At 63.4% G+C, this 20167-nt stretch carries 20 protein-coding genes; 12 read left to right on the top strand and 8 right to left on the bottom strand.

Annotated elements, in window-relative coordinates; translation table 11 throughout:
• Positions 1-83: 83 nt before the first annotated feature.
• Positions 84-338, bottom strand: coding sequence for a hypothetical protein (locus tag B7R21_RS07635; RefSeq protein WP_116282643.1), 255 nt, complete (start codon positions 336-338; stop codon positions 84-86).
• Between the two features lie 78 nt (positions 339-416).
• Between B7R21_RS07635 and B7R21_RS20615 the strand changes: the two genes are divergently transcribed.
• From B7R21_RS20615 to B7R21_RS07620, 3 genes are all read left to right on the top strand, one after another.
• Positions 417-1076, top strand: coding sequence for an SHOCT domain-containing protein (locus B7R21_RS20615; RefSeq protein WP_116282642.1), 660 nt, complete (start codon positions 417-419; stop codon positions 1074-1076).
• 158 nt (positions 1077-1234) lie between these two features.
• Positions 1235-1546: a nucleotidyltransferase family protein gene (locus B7R21_RS20940; RefSeq protein ID WP_116282641.1), complete on the top strand. Its 312-nt coding sequence runs from the start codon at positions 1235-1237 to the stop codon at positions 1544-1546.
• On the top strand, positions 1543-1971 hold the full coding sequence (locus tag B7R21_RS07620) for a HepT-like ribonuclease domain-containing protein (RefSeq protein WP_116282640.1): 429 nt from the start codon (positions 1543-1545) through the stop codon (positions 1969-1971). Before B7R21_RS20940 ends, B7R21_RS07620 begins: the two co-directional genes overlap by 4 nt.
• Here the strand turns inward: B7R21_RS07620 and B7R21_RS07615 are convergent.
• From B7R21_RS07615 to B7R21_RS07605, 3 genes are all read right to left on the bottom strand, one after another.
• Positions 1968-3176, bottom strand: coding sequence for an McrC family protein (locus B7R21_RS07615; RefSeq protein WP_172592092.1), 1209 nt, complete (start codon positions 3174-3176; stop codon positions 1968-1970). The genes B7R21_RS07620 and B7R21_RS07615 overlap by 4 nt on opposite strands.
• Positions 3163-5274 carry an AAA family ATPase gene (locus tag B7R21_RS07610; protein WP_116282638.1) on the bottom strand — a complete coding sequence of 704 codons (2112 nt, stop codon included), beginning with the start codon at positions 5272-5274 and terminating at the stop codon, positions 3163-3165. Before B7R21_RS07610 ends, B7R21_RS07615 begins: the two co-directional genes overlap by 14 nt.
• Before the next feature lie 64 nt (positions 5275-5338).
• Positions 5339-7054, bottom strand: coding sequence for a DNA/RNA helicase domain-containing protein (locus B7R21_RS07605; RefSeq protein ID WP_253259693.1), 1716 nt, complete (start codon positions 7052-7054; stop codon positions 5339-5341).
• On the opposite strand from B7R21_RS07605, the gene B7R21_RS20935 reads away from it, so the two are divergent.
• A complete protein-coding gene (locus tag B7R21_RS20935) occupies positions 6960-7298 on the top strand; it encodes a Fic family protein (RefSeq protein ID WP_367379392.1) in 339 nt (112 codons plus the stop codon). The genes B7R21_RS07605 and B7R21_RS20935 overlap by 95 nt on opposite strands.
• Here the strand turns inward: B7R21_RS20935 and B7R21_RS07600 are convergent.
• Entirely contained in the window at positions 7238-7576 is a 339-nt protein-coding gene (locus B7R21_RS07600; RefSeq protein ID WP_116282636.1) for a MazG-like family protein, read from the bottom strand. The genes B7R21_RS20935 and B7R21_RS07600 overlap by 61 nt on opposite strands.
• Positions 7577-7751: 175 nt before the next feature.
• On the opposite strand from B7R21_RS07600, the gene B7R21_RS07595 reads away from it, so the two are divergent.
• Positions 7752-8030, top strand: a complete 279-nt coding sequence (locus B7R21_RS07595) for a CopG family transcriptional regulator (RefSeq protein ID WP_116282635.1) — start codon at positions 7752-7754, stop codon at positions 8028-8030.
• Positions 8031-8286: 256 nt separating this feature from the next.
• Entirely contained in the window at positions 8287-8586 is a 300-nt protein-coding gene (locus B7R21_RS07590) for a HigA family addiction module antitoxin (RefSeq protein ID WP_116282634.1), read from the top strand.
• Here B7R21_RS07590 and B7R21_RS07585 read toward each other — a convergent pair.
• Positions 8565-8909, bottom strand: coding sequence for a hypothetical protein (locus B7R21_RS07585; RefSeq protein ID WP_116282633.1), 345 nt, complete (start codon positions 8907-8909; stop codon positions 8565-8567). The two genes, B7R21_RS07590 and B7R21_RS07585, sit on opposite strands and share 22 nt — an antisense overlap.
• A 388-nt stretch (positions 8910-9297) precedes the next feature.
• On the opposite strand from B7R21_RS07585, the gene B7R21_RS07575 reads away from it, so the two are divergent.
• From B7R21_RS07575 to B7R21_RS07545, 6 genes are all read left to right on the top strand, one after another.
• Positions 9298-10755: a DUF3375 domain-containing protein gene (locus B7R21_RS07575; protein ID WP_116282631.1), complete on the top strand. Its 1458-nt coding sequence runs from the start codon at positions 9298-9300 to the stop codon at positions 10753-10755.
• Complete coding sequence (locus tag B7R21_RS07570; protein ID WP_116282630.1) at positions 10752-11399, top strand: DUF4194 domain-containing protein; 648 nt, start codon at positions 10752-10754, stop codon at positions 11397-11399. Before B7R21_RS07575 ends, B7R21_RS07570 begins: the two co-directional genes overlap by 4 nt.
• The gene (locus B7R21_RS07565) at positions 11396-14725 is read left to right on the top strand and encodes an ATP-binding protein (protein WP_116282629.1); all 3330 of its coding nucleotides are present in this window, start codon (positions 11396-11398) and stop codon (positions 14723-14725) included. The genes B7R21_RS07570 and B7R21_RS07565 overlap by 4 nt, the downstream gene beginning before the upstream one ends.
• Complete coding sequence (locus B7R21_RS07560; protein ID WP_116282628.1) at positions 14722-15855, top strand: Wadjet anti-phage system protein JetD domain-containing protein; 1134 nt, start codon at positions 14722-14724, stop codon at positions 15853-15855. The genes B7R21_RS07565 and B7R21_RS07560 overlap by 4 nt, the downstream gene beginning before the upstream one ends.
• Positions 15856-16211: 356 nt before the next feature.
• Complete coding sequence (locus tag B7R21_RS20045) at positions 16212-16352, top strand: hypothetical protein (RefSeq protein ID WP_172592091.1); 141 nt, start codon at positions 16212-16214, stop codon at positions 16350-16352.
• A 303-nt stretch (positions 16353-16655) separates the two neighbouring features.
• The gene (locus B7R21_RS07545) at positions 16656-17282 is read left to right on the top strand and encodes an N-acyl homoserine lactonase family protein (RefSeq protein WP_116282626.1); all 627 of its coding nucleotides are present in this window, start codon (positions 16656-16658) and stop codon (positions 17280-17282) included.
• 34 nt (positions 17283-17316) lie between these two features.
• Here B7R21_RS07545 and B7R21_RS07540 read toward each other — a convergent pair whose 3' ends face one another.
• Together B7R21_RS07540 and B7R21_RS07535 are read right to left on the bottom strand one after the other, a co-directional pair.
• Positions 17317-18831 carry an arabinosylfuranosidase ArfA gene (locus B7R21_RS07540; RefSeq protein WP_116282625.1) on the bottom strand — a complete coding sequence of 505 codons (1515 nt, stop codon included), beginning with the start codon at positions 18829-18831 and terminating at the stop codon, positions 17317-17319.
• 62 nt (positions 18832-18893) lie between these two features.
• Positions 18894-20159, bottom strand: a complete 1266-nt coding sequence (locus tag B7R21_RS07535; RefSeq protein WP_116282656.1) for a family 1 glycosylhydrolase — start codon at positions 20157-20159, stop codon at positions 18894-18896.
• Between the last annotated feature and the right edge of the window lie 8 nt (positions 20160-20167).

Raw genomic sequence — 20167 nt, 5'->3', positions numbered from 1 at the left:
GCCCTTCCGGGCCACCGCCACGACGTCATCACGGAACTCTTTCGGATATGCCTTTGCCATAACTGACATCCTTCCAGCGAGAATCAAATCTCACAGATCAGATGACAACCGAACTCTGGGCAGACCCGGGTCTTCGAGGTGTCGTCGTGGCCGAAGAGCTTCTCTGTGATGGTGCGGAACTTCGTGTTCTGGGTAGCGGACGCCTGGTTGGCGCGCTGGTTGAGGCGGTGCGATTCGTCGACGAGCAGGAGGTCGAAGTGCTCGTCGCTCTCCCCCGCCTCGAACGCGGTCATCACCATATCGGCGTTGAGTCCGGGCGTTTTATGAATGATCTGCACACCAGAGCTTTTTCTCGGCAAGGTAGACGCAGCGAACTGGGTCCGTTTGCCAACGTTGTGAGCCAATAGAGTGCTCACATGAGTTCTTTTGGGCGTGTTATTGGTGGCGCGTATATGGACGCGAACGTGACAACGGCGACGTTCGGAAGTGATCTGGTTGTTCAGACCGGAATCAAAGGCCGCAGGTTGACTCTCGAGACGGTGGAGTCGTGGCAGGAGATTCCGGTGGAAGCCAAAGACAGCGCCCTCACGGCAATGGGCAAGGCTGCGGCGGGAGTAGCCCTGCCAGGCCGTTTCGGGAGAGCCGCATCTGCAGCGGTCGGTGCTGCTTTCGATTCGAAGAAACCCGACCACAACGTGCGGATCGATTGGGCTGACAGCAAGCAGTCGCTTCTGAAGCTGCCGGATGCACTCTTCACCCACCTTGAGCTCGTGCTGGCCAGCCGACGGATGCCCGACGCTGAACCTGCGCCCTCGTCCTCGTCCTCGTCCGCCTCACGCTCGGTCACCGAGGAAGTGCAGCCCACCATTGCGGACAAGACGTTCGATCTGGTCTCGGGTCTTGTAAAAGATCGATTCCCCTCTAGATCGCAGCCCACGCCTAAGGTCGAAGCCACCCCAGAGGCCGAGATCGACGTCGCAGATCAGTTGCACAAGCTCGCATCGTTGCGGGACGCGGGGATTCTCACCGATGGAGAGTTCGCCGCGAAGAAAGCAGAGCTGCTGGCGCGCCTCTAACAGTTCCGTGAGAACGCAGACCATGGACCTGCTACGGTCGCGTTCAGCTTTGAGCGCGAAGCTGCTGGGCACCCGGTTCTGTCATATATGTTCACCGTTGGCGACCGGGTTCTGAACTATCCTTGGCTCAGATCCCGAATCATTGGAGGTGGACGAGGATGGGTGGCAGAACCCCCAGTGCTGTACTCGACGATCTCCGTGACGTCATTCGCTCGACACTAAGTGATTTCGGTGTCATCGAGGCGGGAGTGTTCGGGTCTACGGCTCGCGGCGATGATCATGTCGGGTCAGACCTTGACCTCATCGTCGAGTTCGAGCCCGGTCGTCGGCGCGATGTCATACGGATTTCGGATGCCCTGGCCGACCTGACCGGGCTTACGGTCGATGTCGTCGACCACCAGGTTGTACGAACGCGCGCCGCGAAGACCGGAATCGGAAGCTCGATACTGCGCGAAACCGTCCCACTGTGACACCAGCCGAGGCGGAGGCCATCCTCGCACTCAACGACGAGATCGCGACGGCGCTGGAGCTTCGCCTCGACGAAGCAGCCTTCCGCAGCGATTGGCGAGTTCGATTCGCCGCCGAGCGGGTCATCGAGCGGGTGTTCCAAGCCACCGAGGCAATCGATGCTGATCGCCGCGAGAGCTACTTCGGCGTCGACGGCGCGCGGTATCTCCGGGGCCTCCGTAACCGCCTGTCGCACAACTATTTGGCTACCGACTACGACATCATCTGGGAGACGATCAGTGTCGACCTCCCGGCTGTCAGCGATCGTCTTTCAGATGATGCGACAGCCGCAAAAACAGTGCTGGCCGATGCAATAGCGGAGAGCGCTGGCAATGAAGACGAGTGGCGCGGGGCACATCTGCGCCCGACCCGCAATGTAGATAACTAGCCCGCAGAGGCAGAAGACACGTCAGGTAATCGGGCGTCGTAGGCGATGACGGCGGCGAGCGCATGCACTTGGGCGACCAGCTCGGCGTGGGGCAGGTCGAGATCGAGGGCGTGCTGGTAGATCGTGGGGCCATTGATGATGTCGATTCGGCGGGGCTCGGCCTCGCCTGACGCATAAACCAGGTGACCGACGTTCAGGCCATACCGGGTGCAGTAGGCGACCAATTGATAGAGGTCGGCGTTCGGGTAGGCGCCGTGGTGCTCGATCTTGTACTTCAGGTCGATGCACGCGGCGACCGCCCCGCTTACCACCCACACGAGGTCGGGGGCGATACGGATGCGCGACGCGCGGTCGAGAACATCCTTGTGCTGGAGGTCGGCGACACCTCCGATCGCAGAAAGAGCGCCGACCAGCTCGGCTCCCACGAAGTCTTCGAAGACCGTCCAGAGATCGACAAGAAAACCGCTCCCAATGGAGCTACCCTCCCGGTGCTCGAGTGAGGAATTCGAAAGTACAAGGCGCGCGAGGTCGAGTGCGTTGCCATAGCGCTGGTTCGATCGTCCGACGCGCACGGTTGGCAGGGCGACGCCCGCGGGAAGCGGCGTCACTTCATCGAGGAGGCGCAGGCTTCGCCGCAGCGACAGCTCGGTCGCGCCGCGAATCTCGGGGTAGCGCAGCAGGCGAAGTGTTGCCGACTTCACGATGCGGTTCTCAAGGATGTCCTCCACGAAATCGTCATAGGTGACTTCTACAGGCAGGGCCTGGCCAGCGCGCCGGGTGATCTGATCGGTGATCCGCCATCGGCCACGAACGAGCGGGAGGGCCTCGTCGCGTGTGACGTAGCCGCGAAGCACTCCCCCTCCGAGGGCCGTGGCAAGAGCCCGAGCGAACGACTGCGCAATGGTGCTGTAGAGATCGTGTTCTGCGTCGAATGCGATGTCATCGCTTCGCCACAGATCATCGAGTCGTCTCGAATAACCGAGCAGGGCGAAGAGACGTCGCACGGGCGTCTTCGGGCGTATCCGAATGATCGTGCCGTCGACGACAACGGCGCCGACCTTCCGGATATTACTCAGGTCGAAAGATCCCGATTCGCGGCTCGGGACGATCGTCGCCACGTCGAGTCTTGTCAGCTCGGCCGCCACTGCATGCGACAGAGGAACGGAGAGAAGCCGGCTGCCCTCCGCCAGGTCAAGACGCTCCATCGGCGATTTCTGTGCGAGCTCGCGCAAGCGCCCGGCGAAGGGCCGGCACACCGTACGCCTTCTCCACGTCGGTGCCGTCGGCATAGTGATGTTCGGCGAGCAACGGGAGGATCTCGTACGTCCACACGGACTCGATGCCGTCGTGCTGCAGGTCACGCATCAAAAACGATGGACCGATTTTGGCGTCGTAGTCCGCGATGGTGCGATTCAGTTCGACCAAGAGCTCGGAACGGTCGTCGGTGAAAGGCTGGGCGAGCATCCATTCGCCAAGGAGGCCGCGAACCGGATCCGTGTCGGGGTGCAGTTCGATGAAGGCGAACCTCCGGCGCATCGCGGCGTCGAGCATCGCGATCGAACGGTCGGCTGTGTTCATGGTGCCGATGAAGAAGATGTTGGCTGGCAGGGTGAACGGTTCATCGCTGTAGAGCAGCGAGATCTCGCGGTCGCGGTATTCAAGCAGGTAATAGAGCTCGCCGAAGATCTTGGCGAGGTTACCGCGGTTGATTTCGTCGATCACAAGAAAGTAGTTAGCTTCCGGGTTGGCCGCTGCGCCGTCGGCCAATCGCCGGAGGGGCCCCTTTCGGAGGCCGAACCCGAGTTGCTGGCCGTCTGCCCCGACGACTGGGCGGAAGCCCTCGAAGAAGTCCTCGTATGAATACGTCGGGTGGAACTGCACGATGCGGTAATCGCCGGTGGTTGTTTTCGTCACGTGCTCGGCGAGAGCCTGCGCCAGAAAGGTCTTGCCGGTGCCGGGCGGGCCGTAGAGGATGACCTGCCGTCGTCGTTCGATGAGACCGAGCACCCGGTCGAGCCAAGGTTCGGCGATATGGAGGGTGGCCGCGAGGGCAGCGCCCGACCGCGGAAAAGCCGAACGCTCTTCGCTGCCGTCGCGTTCGCCCTCGTCGGGGAGAGGGTCGGGCTTCGGTTCTGGAGGCTCCGACCTGCTCCATATCTCGCGGAGCGGCTCGCGATAATAAAGCGCCGGCCCATGCTCCTTCACTTGCAACGCGATCGTCAGCAGACGAAGATCCTGGTCAAGATCGCCGGTCGCACTCTCCCCGATCTCGCCGATGAAGGTGTTGCGGATGGCGAGTCGATGCTCGGGCGCGACGACTTCCCCGAAGGATTCCGGGTGCACGAGGTAGAGCAACTCGTTGCGTTGGGTGGGGAACGGGGTTCCCGGGATGCTCGTGACGAAGTCCCGCCAGGCCCACGGGTTGTCGAGCGCCTCTTGACGATCATCCGCATCCAAGTCGATCCAGAGTTGCAGGCCGTTCACGATCATCGCGAGCCCGCGGTCGATCTCAGCGCCGATTCCCCGTCCAGCATCGAACGACCAACTCTTCAGAGCCTGGTCGATGTCGGCCGGGATGATAACGGGATCGTTCATCGTCTGGATGATCTGCTGGATGCGGGCTCGCTTCTTGATCTCGCCGGGCTTCTCTAGCGGCAGAACATGCCACGCGACGATCTCGGCCATGAGCAGTTTCGCGTCGTCACTGACGTCGCGCAACTGCACTAGAAGCTTGTCGGCGTAACCGCTGCCGACGACGACGGGCTGATCTCTGAAGCCTTCGGCCAGTTCCTTGATGACGTCGGCTCTCCATGCCTGTCGGCCGGGTACGAACACGGAGTCGAGGTCGCGGAGGCCCCTCTCCGTGAACAACCGGGCCGCGGCACGAATAGCCCGAGCCCTATCGTCGGGTGGCACGATTGTGCTCTGCAGGGCTTCATCGAGCTCTTCGCCACGTCGTAACTGCTCGATGCGAGACAGGCGGGTTGCTTCGGCGTAAAGGGACGTAGGATCTGCCGCCGCGGCATCCAGCGCAGCCCGCCCCGCCGGCGTGATCTCCCAGACGCCCCGTTGTACCTTCACGAGGTACTCGGCGTTCACCAAGTGATCGCTGGCGAAGGTGTAGTTTGTCATCCCGCGGATGTTCCGCCCGGGGCTCGTGCGCTCAGCTTCTTCAGGCAGAAGAGGCACGCGCTCGATGATGGTTTGCCAGATACCCGATCGGGTACCGCGGCCGTCAGGAGACTCAGCGAGCACCTTCAGAATCTCGAATGCCCGAAGCGCGGTGTTCTCTCTGACCGTCATGAAACGACTCCCCTGTGGTTTGTGCCCACCCTAATGGAGCCCGCCCGGTGCGGTGCGGCCCGCGCTACTGCGGGAAGCGTGGCGCCGATCGCTCGAAGTACTCGTCGCTTCTGGTCAGCGCCGGAGCCAACGCGGCGGTCGGGATGTATTGCGCCAGGTGCGCGCGCAGCGCCGGGTCGCTGACGTAGACGTAGGTGCCCTTGATGCCGCGGGTGAGGAGCACGGCGTAGATGTTGCTGACGAAGCGGAGGAGGTTGTCGTCGGCGTAGGTTTTGCCGAGGCGGGGGTTGTTCTCCTTGCCTTTCGTGTCGAAGTAGGAGTCGCGGTTGACGATGAGGGTGCCGCGGGCGGGGTCGTAGCTGAGGTCGGGGCCGATGATGATTCCGGCGTAGTTGAGGTCGTAGCCCTGCACGGTGTGGATCGAGCCGACCTCTTCGAGGGCGTTGGGTGAGGCGATCCAGTCGGTCTGGGTGCTGTTCCAGCGCAGGCGGATGCCGTCGATCTCGATGTCGAAGGCGTCCTTGTCGTTCTTGGTCTTCCACGGCCATGCGTAGCCGGCGACGAGGCGGGAGAGGCCGACCTCGGCATCCCGGGCCCTGATCTGCTGCTGCATCTCGGCGAGGCTGTCGAACAGACGGAAGTCGTAGTCGTCGAACGTCTGGGGCCGCAGCGGCGCCGCGAGCGGGTGGTCGGTGGATGCTCCGAGGAGCTGTCTCACGTAGCCGACGTAGTCCGCGCCTGCGTTGACGCGCAGCTGCGAGACGAGAGGGTAGAGCCGTTCGTGCTGGCGGGCGCCTGTGACGAGGTCGTCGAGAACGTGCGTCGGGAGGTCGGCGGGGCGCACGCTCTGGGCCGCATCCAGAAACAGGATCTGGTGGGTGCTCTTGGCTCGGATCCAGTCGAGCTGGGTCTTCGAGGTGTCGTCGTGGCCGAAGAGCTTCTCTGTGATGGTGCGGAACTTCGTGTTCTGCGCAGCGGACGCCTGGTTGGCGCGCTGGTTGAGGCGGTGCGATTCGTCGACGAGCAGGAGGTCGAAGTGCTCGTCGCTCTCCCCCGCCTCGAAGGCGGTCATCACCATGTCGGCGCGGAGTCCGGGCGTCTTACGGAAGACCTTCTGGATCGACTTGCGGAGCGACTGCTGGGGAACGACGAGTCCGATCCTGAGCCCATCGAGCAGCTGCGGGTAGCCGCCGGCGAAGAACTCGGCGAACATCGTGTCGCGGTCGAAGTCCTCGGCGGGAGGCGCGGCCTGGATGTCGACGAGCATCTTCATGAGGTAGATCGCGACGACGGTCTTGCCGGTGCCCGGCTCGCCCTGCACGACCGTGGTGCTGGTGCCGGTGCTGGTGCCGGTGCTGGAGGCTCTCGTTTCGAGGTCTTCGAAGAGTCCCTCGAGGATCCCCTCGACGGCTATGGCCTGGTCTTGGGTGAGCGCCTTGAACGGGGACAGCTTGAAGAGGTCGCTGTTCTCGATCTCGGGGATGGTGCGGGTGAAGACGCCATCGTCTTTGAGGCGGTCGAAGACCTGCTCGAAGGTCTCCTGGTAGCGGTCGCGGTCGTAGTAGGCCGACTCGGTGATGCCGTCGTTGCGGTTGAGCACGCTGTACGCGCCGTCGCCGGCGAGCATCCGGATCAAAAACGATTCGAGGTCGAGGCAGACCGACTTGTTGAAGGTCTCGTCGACGATGACGCGGACGGTTGTGAGGTGGGCCTTGTCTGTCGACGCCAGGTGCTGGTTGATTCTGGATGTCGCGTTGATCCACCCTTTCAGAGAGGGCAACGGTCGCACACAACGCGTGTTCTGGAATCGAATCGCGTTACGTGCCGGATGGCAGCTGGATTGGCGTCCGGTGCATGGCGAAGAGAATCACGCGGCCGCGCGAGCCGGTTCTGACCAGTTGGACTTGCGTCCATTGATCGAGATGTTCGGCAAGGTCGTTACGCTGCCGCAAAACATTGGGCATCAAGACTGGGCCACGCAAGAAATCAAGCGGCTATCGATCGGGCCAACCTCGGCATCGTGAGGGCATATGCCCTGGGCAGGGCTCAGGTGTCCAGCTCTCATGAGGTCGAAACTGGTGACGTCGAAGGGCGTCGTACCGGGTGAAGCCCGCCCGGAACTTTTCGATTGGGCACCTCTGGCGGCTGAATTCAAGCTGTCGCCGACGAACTGCGCCAGGTCGGCGCCGATGCGGTCGGCGAGCAGCAGGCAGTAGGTCAGCACGTCGGCGAGCTCGTCGCGCAGACGGCGGCGCGCAGCATCCGGAGACCACTGAAAGCGCTTGAGCGGCTGGTCGACCATTTCGCCGATCTGGCGGGGCGGAATCTTCGGCCCGGCGCGGCCATCTCTCGGGGCTTCGACGGGCTTTATTTGAAATAGAATCAATTTTCGGAATCGATATTGGCAGAGGGGACCACCAGCGGCATGCGTGGCTGACAAAAACTCGCGATCAGACGATCTACAGAGAGGGACAGGTGTGACCAAGAAACTCGAAGACACTTTGGCCGCTGAGGGCAATGCTGCTGAAGCCGCTGAATCTGCGCTCACCCCACCGGCGCGAGCGGATGTGATGGTCAGCCGCAGCCACGACCGAGCCAGAACAGTTCAGATCCGCCTGAACGACAGTGAGCTTGCAGAACTCAACGAATTGGCGGCTCATCGAAGCCTGCCGGTGCCTACGATCGCTCGCCAACTCCTCTTTCAGTCCCTGACAACCGAGGAGAACCTCGAAGCGCATCCGCCATCTGGAGCATGAGTGCAAACCACCGTGCTCGAGCGTCCTGCAGTTCCTCTTAAGGAGCGTTGTTCCGATCTCAAAAAAGTGATGAATAGTCTGATAATGTCGAGCCCGGTGGCGGAGATGAAATAGCTCTCAGAGCGCCGATTCGAGAAACCCACGCACTCTGCGTGGGTTTCTGCGTTGACTCCAGCTGCGCGCTGACGGCCAGATTCCTCGGGCAAGCAGAGACGAGGCATGTCTGGTGGCCGCTTCGCTCCAGAGAGGACAGACCATGAGCACCGCACACGGCCCGATTCACCCAGGCGAGATCCTGCTCGAGGAGTTCCTAAACCCTCACGGCATCACCCAGAGCCGGTTCGCACAACGCATCTCGGTACCGGCCCACCGCATCGACGAAGTCGTGCACGGCAAGCGCGCGATCAGTCCAGACGCAGCATTGAGACTGGCTCGCGCGCTGGGGACCTCAGACCGGTTCTGGATGAATCTGCAGAGCCGCTACGACCTGGAAGTAGCTCGCTCACGGCACCGGGTCGTGATCGGCTGGGTCAGCTATGACGCCTTGCCGAGGTAGGCCACGAGGGCCTCGCGCACGATTTCACTGGGCTTGCGGTGTTCCACGTTTGCGCGCTGGACAAGCGCCCGATCGAGGGCGACCGGGAGCCGCACCTGACGCACTGGCGATTTGCCGCGACCCGAAAGACCGCTGAGATTCGGACGACCAATGGCTCTATCGACAGCCTCGGACGAACCGAGCGCGGCTTCGAGTAGAGCTCTCCCCGAGTCTTCACCATTGCCGCGGATGACGACCGAGTCGACGGGGATGCCGTCGAGGCTCTCAGCCCAGGCACTCAGCTGCTCTCCGCGAAGATCGTCGTCCTTCTCGCTCGTGCTCATTTCGCATTCCTCTCTGCAATATCCAATGTCTTCCTCCGAGCCTCCATCACGTGGAAGATGAAAAGGTCGGCCGGAGGCGTCAATTCCGCCATGACCTCGATTATCATCGTGTGATCTCGGTTTGGCCCGATCCACAGGTCGGGCCGTCGTGCTCCGTCGACTCTCGACTCACCGAAGGACGGCACCCAATACAAGCTTTGCTGGATCGCGTTGAGCGCGTCGGCCTGATGAATTCCATGCTTTGCTGCGCTTGAGGACCATCTGATGGACATCCGTTCCTTTCGATTACTGTACTACAGAACTACTGAAGGGCCAAGGGTCGTACGAAGAATTAAATGAGCTATCATCAGTTTACGAGGACCGGTGAGAAGCACGCCAAGATGGATCTATGTCCGCACTCGCAGCCGCTCTCTCATATCGGAGGCTCATCGATGAGAACGCGGCATTGCAGATGCTGAGGAAAGACAATGTGGCCGTCATCGCAGCGGTGGTCGCCGAACGGCTGGGCCAGCCGGGTATGCGTGTGCCAGCGGATGATCTGCATGAGTTGATCGACGCCGACCTGGAAGAGCTGCGGGATCACTTCGATCTCTCGAACCGCCGAGCAAAGGCGTACTGCGACGACTGGCGGAATGCGGGCATCCTGATCCGGCGACCTGCGACAGATGCGCGCGGCGAGACCTACGAACTCTCGGCGGCGGGGTTCGACGCGATCCGACTCCTCCACCAGCTGCAGGCGCCCCGCAGCACGGTGACCGAGTCACGTCTGGTGAGCCTCGCGGCGACCCTGCAGCAGCTCGCGATCGACACCGACCCCGATTCGACCCGACGCCTCGATGCGCTGATGCGAGAGAAGCAGCGGATCGACGAGGAGATCGAGCGGATTCGGGGAGGCGACTTCACGGTACTCGACACTCGTCGAGCCACCGAACGGGTCACCGATGTGCTTCAGCAGGCCCAGGCGCTGCCGGCCGACTTCGCCAGAGTGCGAGCGCTGTTCGGCGAGATCAACCGTGAACTGCGGGAGAGCATCCTGAACACCGAAGAGTCGCAGGGCGCGGTGCTCGACGATGTGTTCCGGGGCGTCGATCTCATCGAGTCGTCGGATGAGGGGCTCACCTTCTCGGCGTTCTCGGCGCTCATCCGCGACCCCGAACGTTCAGCGGCCTTCGAAGCTGACGTGTCGGCGATTCTGGGGCGCGAGTTCGCCGTCGAGCTGTCAGTGGAGGCGCGGCGCGGGCTGCGGGGGCTCATCCGGGAGATGAAGGACGGCAGTCGTGAGGTGCAGGGCATCCTCACCGAGTTCGCCAGGGGCCTGCGGCGGTACGTGCATTCGCAGGAGTTCCAACGCGATCGCGCGCTGAGAGGAATCCTGCAGGAGGCCCTGGCTGCGGCTGTTGCGGCAAGCAAGCGGGTGAAGCCGTACGCCGAGATCGGCGGCGAGCTCGAACTCTCTGCGATGAGGTTCAGCAGTGTAGGCGAACTCAGCCCGTTCGACCCTTCCGACTTCGACACCGGGGCAGAGCTCGCCGACGATGTGCCGGGTGTCGTCGACTTTGCCGCTCTCGCGGCAGTGGCACGAGAGAGCGAAATCGACTTCACCGAGCTCGCGGCGAACGTCAACGAGACGCTTGCGGCGATGGGGCCGGTGAGCGTCGGCGCCCTGCTTGTGCGGCACCCCGCCAGTCAGGGTGTCGCCAGCGTCATCGGTCTTCTGTCGCTCGCCACGCAGCAGGGAGAACGACGCGCTGGCGCCGTGGAGGAAGTGGTCTGGCACGGGCTCGACGGGGTCGAGCGCCGCGCAGAAATCGAGCTGCATCTGTTCACAGGAGAGGTTGCCGGATGACCGACGAACCACATCGCGGGCTCTGGGACGGTGACGCGGGCACCCTGCTCGAACCGTCTCGGCGGGCGCTGCTCGAGATTCTGAAGGGCCCCTATCTCTCGGGGCGTCAGCAGCCGGGGCTGTGGGCTGCGCTCATGGCTGACGAGCGCAGCATCCGTTCCCGACTAAACGATCTGTTTCTCGAGCTCGTGATGGATCCGGTGGAGGAGTTCGCGTTCGCCAGGAAGGTTCGTGCGCCCGACGTCGATGCGCCGAGCGCTCTACGGAGCGAACGGCTCACCTTCATCGACACCGCGATGCTGCTTGTGCTTCGCCAGCTACTGTTGGCAGCTCCCGGCGAACAGCGCGTAATTGTCGGCCAGGATGACGTCTATGAGAGGCTCGCGGTCTACAACGACGGCGACGACAGCGTGTTCCAACGCAACTTGAACGGAGCCTGGAACCGCATGCTCAACAAGTTTCGGGTGCTGCATGGGGTGGGAACCGATCGCGCCGAGATCTCCCCGATCGTGCGTTTCCTGATCGATGAGGAGCGGGTGCGCGCACTGTCGGTGGTCTACCAGAACATATCGGGAGACGCCCAGACAGCTGTCGGGCATCCGGAAACCGTGCGAGAAGACGAGGAAGGTGGGGAAGAAGAATGACCGAAGCGACAGTGCTCGACCAGCCTCGCACCCCAGCCGGCCAGTGGCGGCTCGCGGAGGTGCAGCTGGCCAACTGGGGTGCCTTCGACGGCGCGATCTACCGCATTCCGATTGCGCGCAAGGGTCACCTGATCACGGGGCCTTCCGGTTCGGGCAAGTCATCGTTGCTCGATGCGATCGCGACGGTGCTGACCCCCGACAAGTGGCTGCAGTTCAACTCTGCGGCGCAGGGTGCAGGCCAGCGCGCCGGGCAACGTGGTATCGCCAGTTATGTTCGAGGCGCCTGGTCGCGCACGACCGACGATGAAGAAGACCGCGTGGTCAGCCAGTATCTCCGCGCGGGCGCGACGTGGAGCGGCATCGTGCTGCGCTACGAGAACGGGGTCGACGCGCCTGTCTCGCTCGCGCGGCTGTTCTTCGTTAGAGGAACGGCGACGACGAACGCCGACGTCAGCGACGTGTGCGTTCTCGACCGTTCAGCACTCGACCTTCGCGACCTGGAGCCTTTTGCCCGCGGCGGGCTCGAGACACGCAAGATCCAGGCCCAGTTCAGCGACGCGATCGTCACCTCGAACCGCAGCCACGCCCGCTTCTACGCCCGCATGCGGTCGATCTTCGACATCGCCAGTGAGAGTGCGCTGCAGCTCCTGCACAAGACGCAGTCCGCGAAGAGCCTCGACAGCCTCGACCAGCTCTTTCGCGACTACATGCTCGATCGTCCGCGATCCTTCGATCTGGCCGACACAGCGGTCGCCCAGTTCGGCGAGCTTCGGGATGCGCACGATCATGTGGTGCAGCTCCGAATCCAGCGCGACCACCTGGTGGAACTGCGAGCGGTATCAGAGCGGTTCGACCAAGCGGATGCTTCCGCTGCCGTGTCCCGGGTGCTTTCAGATGCGACTATTCCGTATCAGAAACGTCGCAGCCTCGAATTGGCACGAGCCGAGTTGCAGAGCGTCGGTGAGGCTGTCGCAACCCTGAGCGTCGAAGCTGACCGGGCGGAGGCGGCGCGGCAGCGCGCCGAGGAGGACTTCGACGTCGCTCAACGCCGGGCCCTGGAGCTGGGCGGTGGCGACGCCGACCAGCTCCAGCACCGCATCCGCACGGCGCAAGAAGCGGCTCGCGATACTGAGGGACGCTGGCAGGCCCTCGAGCGGCAACTCCGCACTGCAGGAACCGACCACGTGCCTGCCTCGGCGTCGGAGTTCGCCGAATTGATCGCAGAGATCGACCGCAATCTGGCATCGGTGCCATCTGCACAGTCGACGACTATCTCCTTCGAACAGAACGACCGCCTGTCGAAAGCGTCGCAGACGGTGCGGCGAATCGAGCAGGACGTCTACGCGCTGAACACCAGCGGGAGTACCGTTCCACGTCGTCTCCTCGACGTGCGGAAGGATCTCGCCGAGGGCACTGGGCTACCCCTCACGGCTCTTCCGTTCGCCGCCGAGCTGATCGAAGTCCGGCCGGAATTCACCGCCTGGACAGGCGCAATCGAGCGAGTGCTCAAGCCTCTCGCTCTCACCATGCTCGTTCGCACGGAGCATTTGCGAGCTGTTCGTCGCTGGGCGGACACGCACCGCGTACCGACCCGGCTGGTGTTCGAGGAGGTGACCTCATCCTCTCCCCCACCGCGGCCTGCGTCCAGTCACAGATCAGTGGTGAACCGGATAACCGTCGCCGACAGTCCCTTCGCCGGCTGGCTCACCGGAATTGTCTCCGACCGCTTCGACTTTGCCTGCGTCGACACCGTGGATGAGCTCGGCGATCACATCCGCGCGGTCACCATCAGCGGGCAGCAGAAGACGTCTCGCACGCGCTATGAGAAAGACGATTCGGTGCGGTTGGATGATCGCTCGAACTGGGTTTTGGGAGACCGCGAGACGAAGCTCGAATCGCTGCTGGAGCTCTTTCGTGATGCGCAGGCAGAGAAGGCTGCGGCCCGAGCGGTAGTCGAAAGGGCATCAAACGAGCAGAACGCGTCCCAGCGGCGTCAAGGCGTGCTCGCTGCGATCCGTGAATACACCTGGCGGGACGTCGATCGCGACGCTGCCGCTACGGTGGTTGACAGCCTCCGCCACCAGCTGACCGAACTCACGCGGGGCGACAGCGACCTGACCACAGCACTCGCTGCGGCTGACACGGCTCGTCGCGAGCGCGATGATCTAGTCAGCGAGGCAGGCGACATCCGACTCACCCTGAGGCAGAAATCGGCGACACGTGATGAACTCGTCGACGTTGTCGAGGCCTTCGAAGCCGGCTTCGCCTCTGGCTCCTTCGGCGAGGTCGATCAGCCGACCTACGACGAATTGGAGAGGCGCTTTCGCACCGTGCAGCGCAGCATCACCCGGCAGAACATCGCCGAGGTGGGTCAGGATGTGCTGCAGAAGCTCCATCGGGAGCGTGACGGTGCGCTGGCGACGGCTAATGATGCAAGTAATGAGGTGAGCCGGCTCGCTGCCGAGTTCAAACAACTCTGGTCCGCATCTGCTGCTGATCTGACGCCGACATTCGCCGACCGGCGAGCCTACCTCCAGATACTGGATGAGATCGTTGCGCACGGGCTGCCCGACCACGAGGCACGGTTTCTGGGCCTGCTGCGTGACCGCTCGCGCGACTTGATCGGCGACCTCGTCAGCGAGCTGCTCGGTGCCCCGCGCGAGATCGAAGAGCGCGTCATGCCGGTCAACGATTCGCTCAGTCGCTCGAGGTTCGACGAAGGGCGATTTCTACGGCTCCGGGTCAAGACTCGGCGCGGAGACACGGTGGCCCGGTTCATCACCGATCTGCGGTCGATCTCCGAGGAGGGTTGGCAGGACGACGACACGGAGACCGCCGAGCGGCGGTTCGCGACCCTCGCCGAACTGATGCGCAAGTTCGCGTCGAGCGAGCACATCGACCGCACATGGAAGGCGCAGTGCCTCGACACCCGGCTGCACGTGACGTTCCTCGCGGAGGAGATCGACGAAGACGCTCGGGTGCGGGCGACCTACGACTCCGGCGTGGCGATGTCGGGTGGCCAGCAGCAGAAGCTCGTGGTCTTCTGTCTCGCGGCCGCTCTGCGGTACCAGCTCGCCGACCCGGATGCCGCGCATCCGAAGTATGGAACCATCGTTTTCGACGAGGCTTTCGACAAGGCCGATACCCGGTACACGCGGATGGCGCTCGATGTGTTCGTCGAGTTCGGCTTTCAGCTCATTCTCGCGACTCCGCAGAAGCTGTTGCAGACCATCGAGCCGTACGTCGGTGCCGCCACGTCGATCGAGAATCCGACCAGGCAGCGGTCGGAGGTGGCGAATGTGCCCTGGCACGAGTCGCCGTCATGATCTCGATCAATGACGCGCGAGGTCTGGCAGGCCGGCGCCTGCTGTCAAAACTCGGCGCATGGGCAGGCGCCCTCCCCGAAGATCCGGTGTTCTCGCTGTCACTGAGGCCGCCGACTGAGCGCGAGATGCTCGCCGACCAGGGCGCGGCTGAGCGATGGGCTCGCTCATGGGATTCATCGGCGCGCCCCGAGGGCCTCGAGGTCGACTGGGAGACGCGTGTCTGGCGGAGCATCGGCAGGCAACGAATACCGGTTCGGGTGAAAGCGTCCACACCCGACGCCCTGGCAGCCTTCGCGGGCGGCGCGGCTGCCCGCTCCTGGAAGACGATTTCCGAACGATCCAGGATCCTCAGGGACCGATTCGGTGACAGTGTGGCACTAGCCGGTTCGATCCGAAGTCAGACGGAGTCTCTGCTGCAGCTCGACCGCGAGGGGTTCAGCACCGTGGTGGAGGTCGCATTCTGGCTCACCACTCACCCCGTCGCGGGGCTCCGACCCCGCCAGTTGCCGATCCGTGGCGTCGACACCAAGTGGTTCGCCTCGCACCGCGCACTCGTCACGGCCCTGTATGACGCTGCCACCGGGTCGTCCGGCCTGGGCGTCACGGATGCCGACCGGCTCATTCGCATTCGAGTGCTCGATGAGCGCCTGCATCCCGGCGGGCCGCTCGACTTCGCTGCGCCGCTGTCTGAGCTCGACTGGCTTGGCGTGCGACCACTGGTTGTGTTCGTCTTTGAGAACCTTGAGTCAGTCCTCGCGATGCCGCGCTGGGAGGGCGCGATCGCTGTACATGGCTCGGGTTATGCCGTTGATGTCATCGGCCGAATTTCTTGGGTACAACGCTCACCCATCGTCTACTGGGGCGACCTCGACTCCCATGGCTTCGCCATCCTGCACAGGCTCCGGATGTCACATTCCTCCGTCACGTCGGTGCTGATGGATGAAGCCACCCTTCTTGCACATCGCGACCTCTGGGTGCCAGAACCGAAGCCGAACCGGGGAACGTTCACGACCCTCAGCGAATCGGAGCAGAACGCGCTTCGGCGACTCCACGCCGAAGGGGACGTGCGCCTCGAACAGGAGCGGATCCCCTGGCAGACTGCCCTGGCGGCCCTCAGCGCTGCAGTTTGACGGCCTCGAACGCGGCATTATGTCAGCCGGTTTTCCGAAGCCTCAGCGTGAACCGGAGACGCGCCATCATGATCCTCAGTCACGTTAATCCGACAGCATGTCGCTAGCTCGTGCGCGTTGGCGCTCGCAGTCGGAGCAACCTTCGGCGCCGCAGTCTGCGGATTCCTCCCACCCTTCGTGCTCGACGCCGCCTTCTGGCGAAGTTTCTGAAGCGGTCCACCGGCGTCGGGCATATTCGCCCTCCTCGGTGCAGGAGTCGCCTTCTCCGCGGCGAGTGTCGCCGCGCGAACGGCTCGTCACAGCTCCGAACTCCAAGAATGGTTGGACAGGGCGAACGACGCAGGCGGACCAGCGCCTTGGCCAGCCGCATCGCCGAGGGCAAAGCCGATCCCATCACCAATGAAGAGCGCGAGATCGTTGCCAAGATCCGTGCGTTCTACGAGAAGAAGTATGGTCATAATATTCGCCAGCCACGCCAGGCGCGAAAGTCGGCCTGACGTTAGCGCCGGATGATGACTGCGGAGCGCAAGCCGACGAACGCCTGCTCGCGATGGGTGCACAGCATGTCGACATCGGTCAGGGCGAGACTCCGGGGGTGAGACTGGCCGATCCGGAGAGCAATGAGTGAATCCCCCCGGTCGCTCGGAGTCTCGAAGCCAATGCCCGCAGGCAAAGCCGTGGTCTGAATGGACGGGCACCGCCATACCCACTCTTACGGCAGACGATTGCGAGAGTACGGTGTCCCACATGAGATCTCCGACAGCAGCGTCTTCCCTCTTTCACCCGATGGGATGCGGCGTATGACCAGTCCCACGCCGGTCACCGTGACGCCGCTCCGCGTCGCTACCCTTCTCGCCGGAGACGAACGGATGCCGGTCTACGTGCACCTCATCGAGCATCCGGGCGGTCGGGTGCTCGTCGATACGGGGATGACCGAGTTGCATCCCGCGGTCGCCGACATGGACCCGCTCGTGGAGCCCCTGGACGCGCAGCACATCGATCTCGACAGCATCACGGCGGTCGTCAACACCCATCTTCACTTCGACCACTGCGGCGGCAATCACCTGTTCGCCGGAAGACCGGTGTATGTGCAACGCCAGGAGCTGGAGGATGCGCGCACGCTCGACGACTACACGATCCGCGAATGGGTGGATGCCGCAGGGGTGGACTACGTCGAAGTCGACGGCGAGTTCGAACTGCTGCCGGGGGTTCGGCTGCTTTCGGCGCCCGGGCACACCCGGGGCTCGCAGATCGTGGTCGTCGAGACCGGCGACGGACCCGTCGTGATCGCCGGCGACACGGCGGTGTGGTTCGGTGAGCTGGATGAGCCTGTCACCGAGGGGCAGCGGCTCATCCGCTCGCTCAACCCGTATCGGGTGTGGCTTGCGCACGCCGACGAACCCTGGACCGCCAGGGCGTCGAAGTGAGTGAGTGAAAGGTTCAGTGCTGCGCTCGTACGACCTATTTCACGGTCGAAACGGTGATCTGCGTCCACGAGATCGGCGGCAGCGTGATCGACGCCGTCGCCCCGCTCGAACGCAGAGTGCCGTTGGGGGTCAGCCCGACGCGGTCGGGGTCGTCGAGCGTGTTCGCGGCATCCGGGTCACTCGACCAGAGACTCAGAGCGGCGAGCGCTGAGCCCGACAGGTTGCCGAGGTCGATGGTCACCTCGATGCTCTCGTGCTCTGAACGGTTCACGAGGTAGATCGCTCCGCTGCCCGTCTGGTCATCGAAGGTCGCCACTGAGTCGATGAGAGGCACGTCGCCGTAGGAGGCGGTCGCGTAGGTCTCGCTCTCGACATTCACCGTGAGCGCCGACCCCGACGCGTGCGCTGAGGTCTCGGCGAAGGGGAAGAAGGTGGTCTGCCGCCAGGCGAGCCCGCCCGGTTCGGTCATGATCGGAGCGATCACGTTCACGAGCTGGGCGAGAGACGCGCTCGTGACACGGTCTGCATGCCGAAGCAGCGACATCAGCAGGCTCCCGAACACCACGGCATCGGTCACGGTGTACTGATCTTCGAGAAGGCGAGGGGCGACGGGCCAGTTGTCGACGCCGGTCAGTTTGTCGACCTTCTCGAAACGCTCGTTGTACCAGATGTTCCATTCGTCGAATGAAATGTTGATGGTCTTCGAGCTGCCCCGAACAGCTTTCACATGGTCGGCCGTCGCAGTCACCGAGTCGATGAAGTGATCCATGTTCACGCCTGACGCGAGAAAGTCACCACGGTCACCGCGATCTTCGTAGTAGGCGTGGCACGAGATGTAGTCGACCTCGTCGTAGGTGTGGGTCAGTACGGTGCGTTCCCACTCTCCGAAGGTGGGCATCGATGCGCTCGACGATCCGCACACCACGAGCTCGAGCGAGGGGTCGAACGAACGCATGGCTCTGGCGGTCTGCGCTGCCAGCTTGCCGTAGTCGTCTGCCGAGCGGTGTCCGAGCTGCCACGGGCCATCCATCTCGTTGCCGAGGCACCACATCTGCACGCCGTAGGGTTCCGGATGCCCGTCGGCAATCCGCTGCTCGGCGAGCGCTGTCCCCTGCGCAAGATTCGCGTATTCGAGCAGGTCGAGCGCCTCCTGCACGCCGCGGGTGCCGAGGTTCAGAGCGAGCATCATCTCGCTGCCGATGAGCTTCAGCCAGGAGTCGAACTCGGCCAGACCGACCTCGTTCGTCTCGGTCGAGTGCCAGGCGAGGTCGAGTCGTCGGGGCCGCCTGTCGACGGGGCCGACACTGTCTTCCCACCGAAATCCCGAAACGAAGTTGCCACCCGGGTACCGAATCGCCGTGACGCCGAGTTCTTTCACCAGCTCGACGACGTCGCGGCGAAAGCCGTTGTCATCGGCGCTGTCGTGACCGGGCTCGTAGATGCCGTCATAGACCGAACGGCCGAGGTGTTCGACGAACGATCCGAAGAGTCGACGATTGACGGGCCCAATGACGGAATTCGTGTCGATGGAAATGCGGGCGTGAAGCATGAGGTCTCTTTCAGGCAGGAGTCAGGCAGGAGTCAGACAGGGAGGTTCAGGCAGTGCTGAGGTCACACCGTGGCAGGCTGAGTGACGGCGGCGGTCGCGTGCTCGTGGAATCGGTCGGCCACCGGGTTGCGATCGCGATTCAGGCGCCCATCGGGCGTCTCAACGAGGTTGAAGAGCCCCATGGTGAGCAGGTGGTCGGCCTTGGGGCGGGTGGAGTGACGGTAGGTCCACTCATACATGTCGAAGAGCGGCCACCAGGTGAAACCGACAACCGGGAGCCCCTCGCCCTTCAGCCGGTGCAGGGTCGCGACGGATTCGTCCATCCACTCCAGCCGCTCATCCACGCTTCCCGTCACGCACGTCTCGGTCAGCATCACGGGGGCGCCATAGCGCTCGGAATAGCTTCGAAGCACCTCGGCCAGACCATCGGCACCGGCGTCGAAGAACGGTCTCGAATCGGCGAACCCTCCCCCGTGATGCACCCCCGCCTCGAACACCTCAGTCGAGTGCTTGGGGTAGTAGTTCACCCCCATGACATCGGGGCGCACGGCATTCGCCTCGAACCAGGCGAGCTGAGCATCCGTGACCCCGGCTTCGCCGAGTTGACCGAGCAGTGGATGATCGCCACCCACCGTGCCGGTCACAAGGTCTTCGACGAGAAATGATTGGTGACGGAGTCTCTCCACCGTGTCACGATGCTCGGGCACGTCGACGTCACCGACGTAGCGCATGCCCGCATCCACGTGGACGAACGTTGCCCGCTCGCCGAGCGCCTCGGCGATGCCCTGCTGGGTGAGTACGAGACCACGGGCGAGCGACGTAGCGATGTGCGCGAGTCCCGTTGGGCCGTCGAAGTACGGCGGCCAGTAGGCGTACTCGCCCGAGAAGAGGGCGTGCACCATGGGCTCGTTGACAGGGGTGTAGTCGGTGGCGACGTCACCATATCGCTCGGCAAAACGCACGCCGAACTCGGCAACGTGGTGGGGGTAGTCGGGGTTCGCGAACTGGTCGGTGAGCCAGAGCGGAGTGCCGTAGTGCAGCAGATCGACAATGGGTTTGAGGCCCAGCTGGCGAAACTCGTCCATTGCGCGGTCGACCCACGACCAGTCCCAGCGGCCGGGCTCAGGTGCGACCCGGTACCACGGAACACCCCAGCGCAGAAACTCGGCCCCGACCTCCACCGCCAGGCCGAAATCTGCCTCGACCTGGTTGTAGTGGTCGGTCAGGTCGTATTCGTCGATCGCTCGCTCGCCGGCACGGCTCTGCGGCACGAAGGTGTCTTCGATACCGATGGCGAAGTGCAGCTCACCGTCGTCAAACCATTTCACAGGGGTAC

Origin of the sequence: Subtercola boreus, from assembly GCF_003399625.1 — a bacterium.
Lineage (GTDB): Bacteria > Actinomycetota > Actinomycetes > Actinomycetales > Microbacteriaceae > Subtercola > Subtercola boreus_C.
The sequence above is the reverse complement of the archived record's forward strand: the minus strand, read 5'-3'. Positions and strand labels throughout refer to the sequence as shown.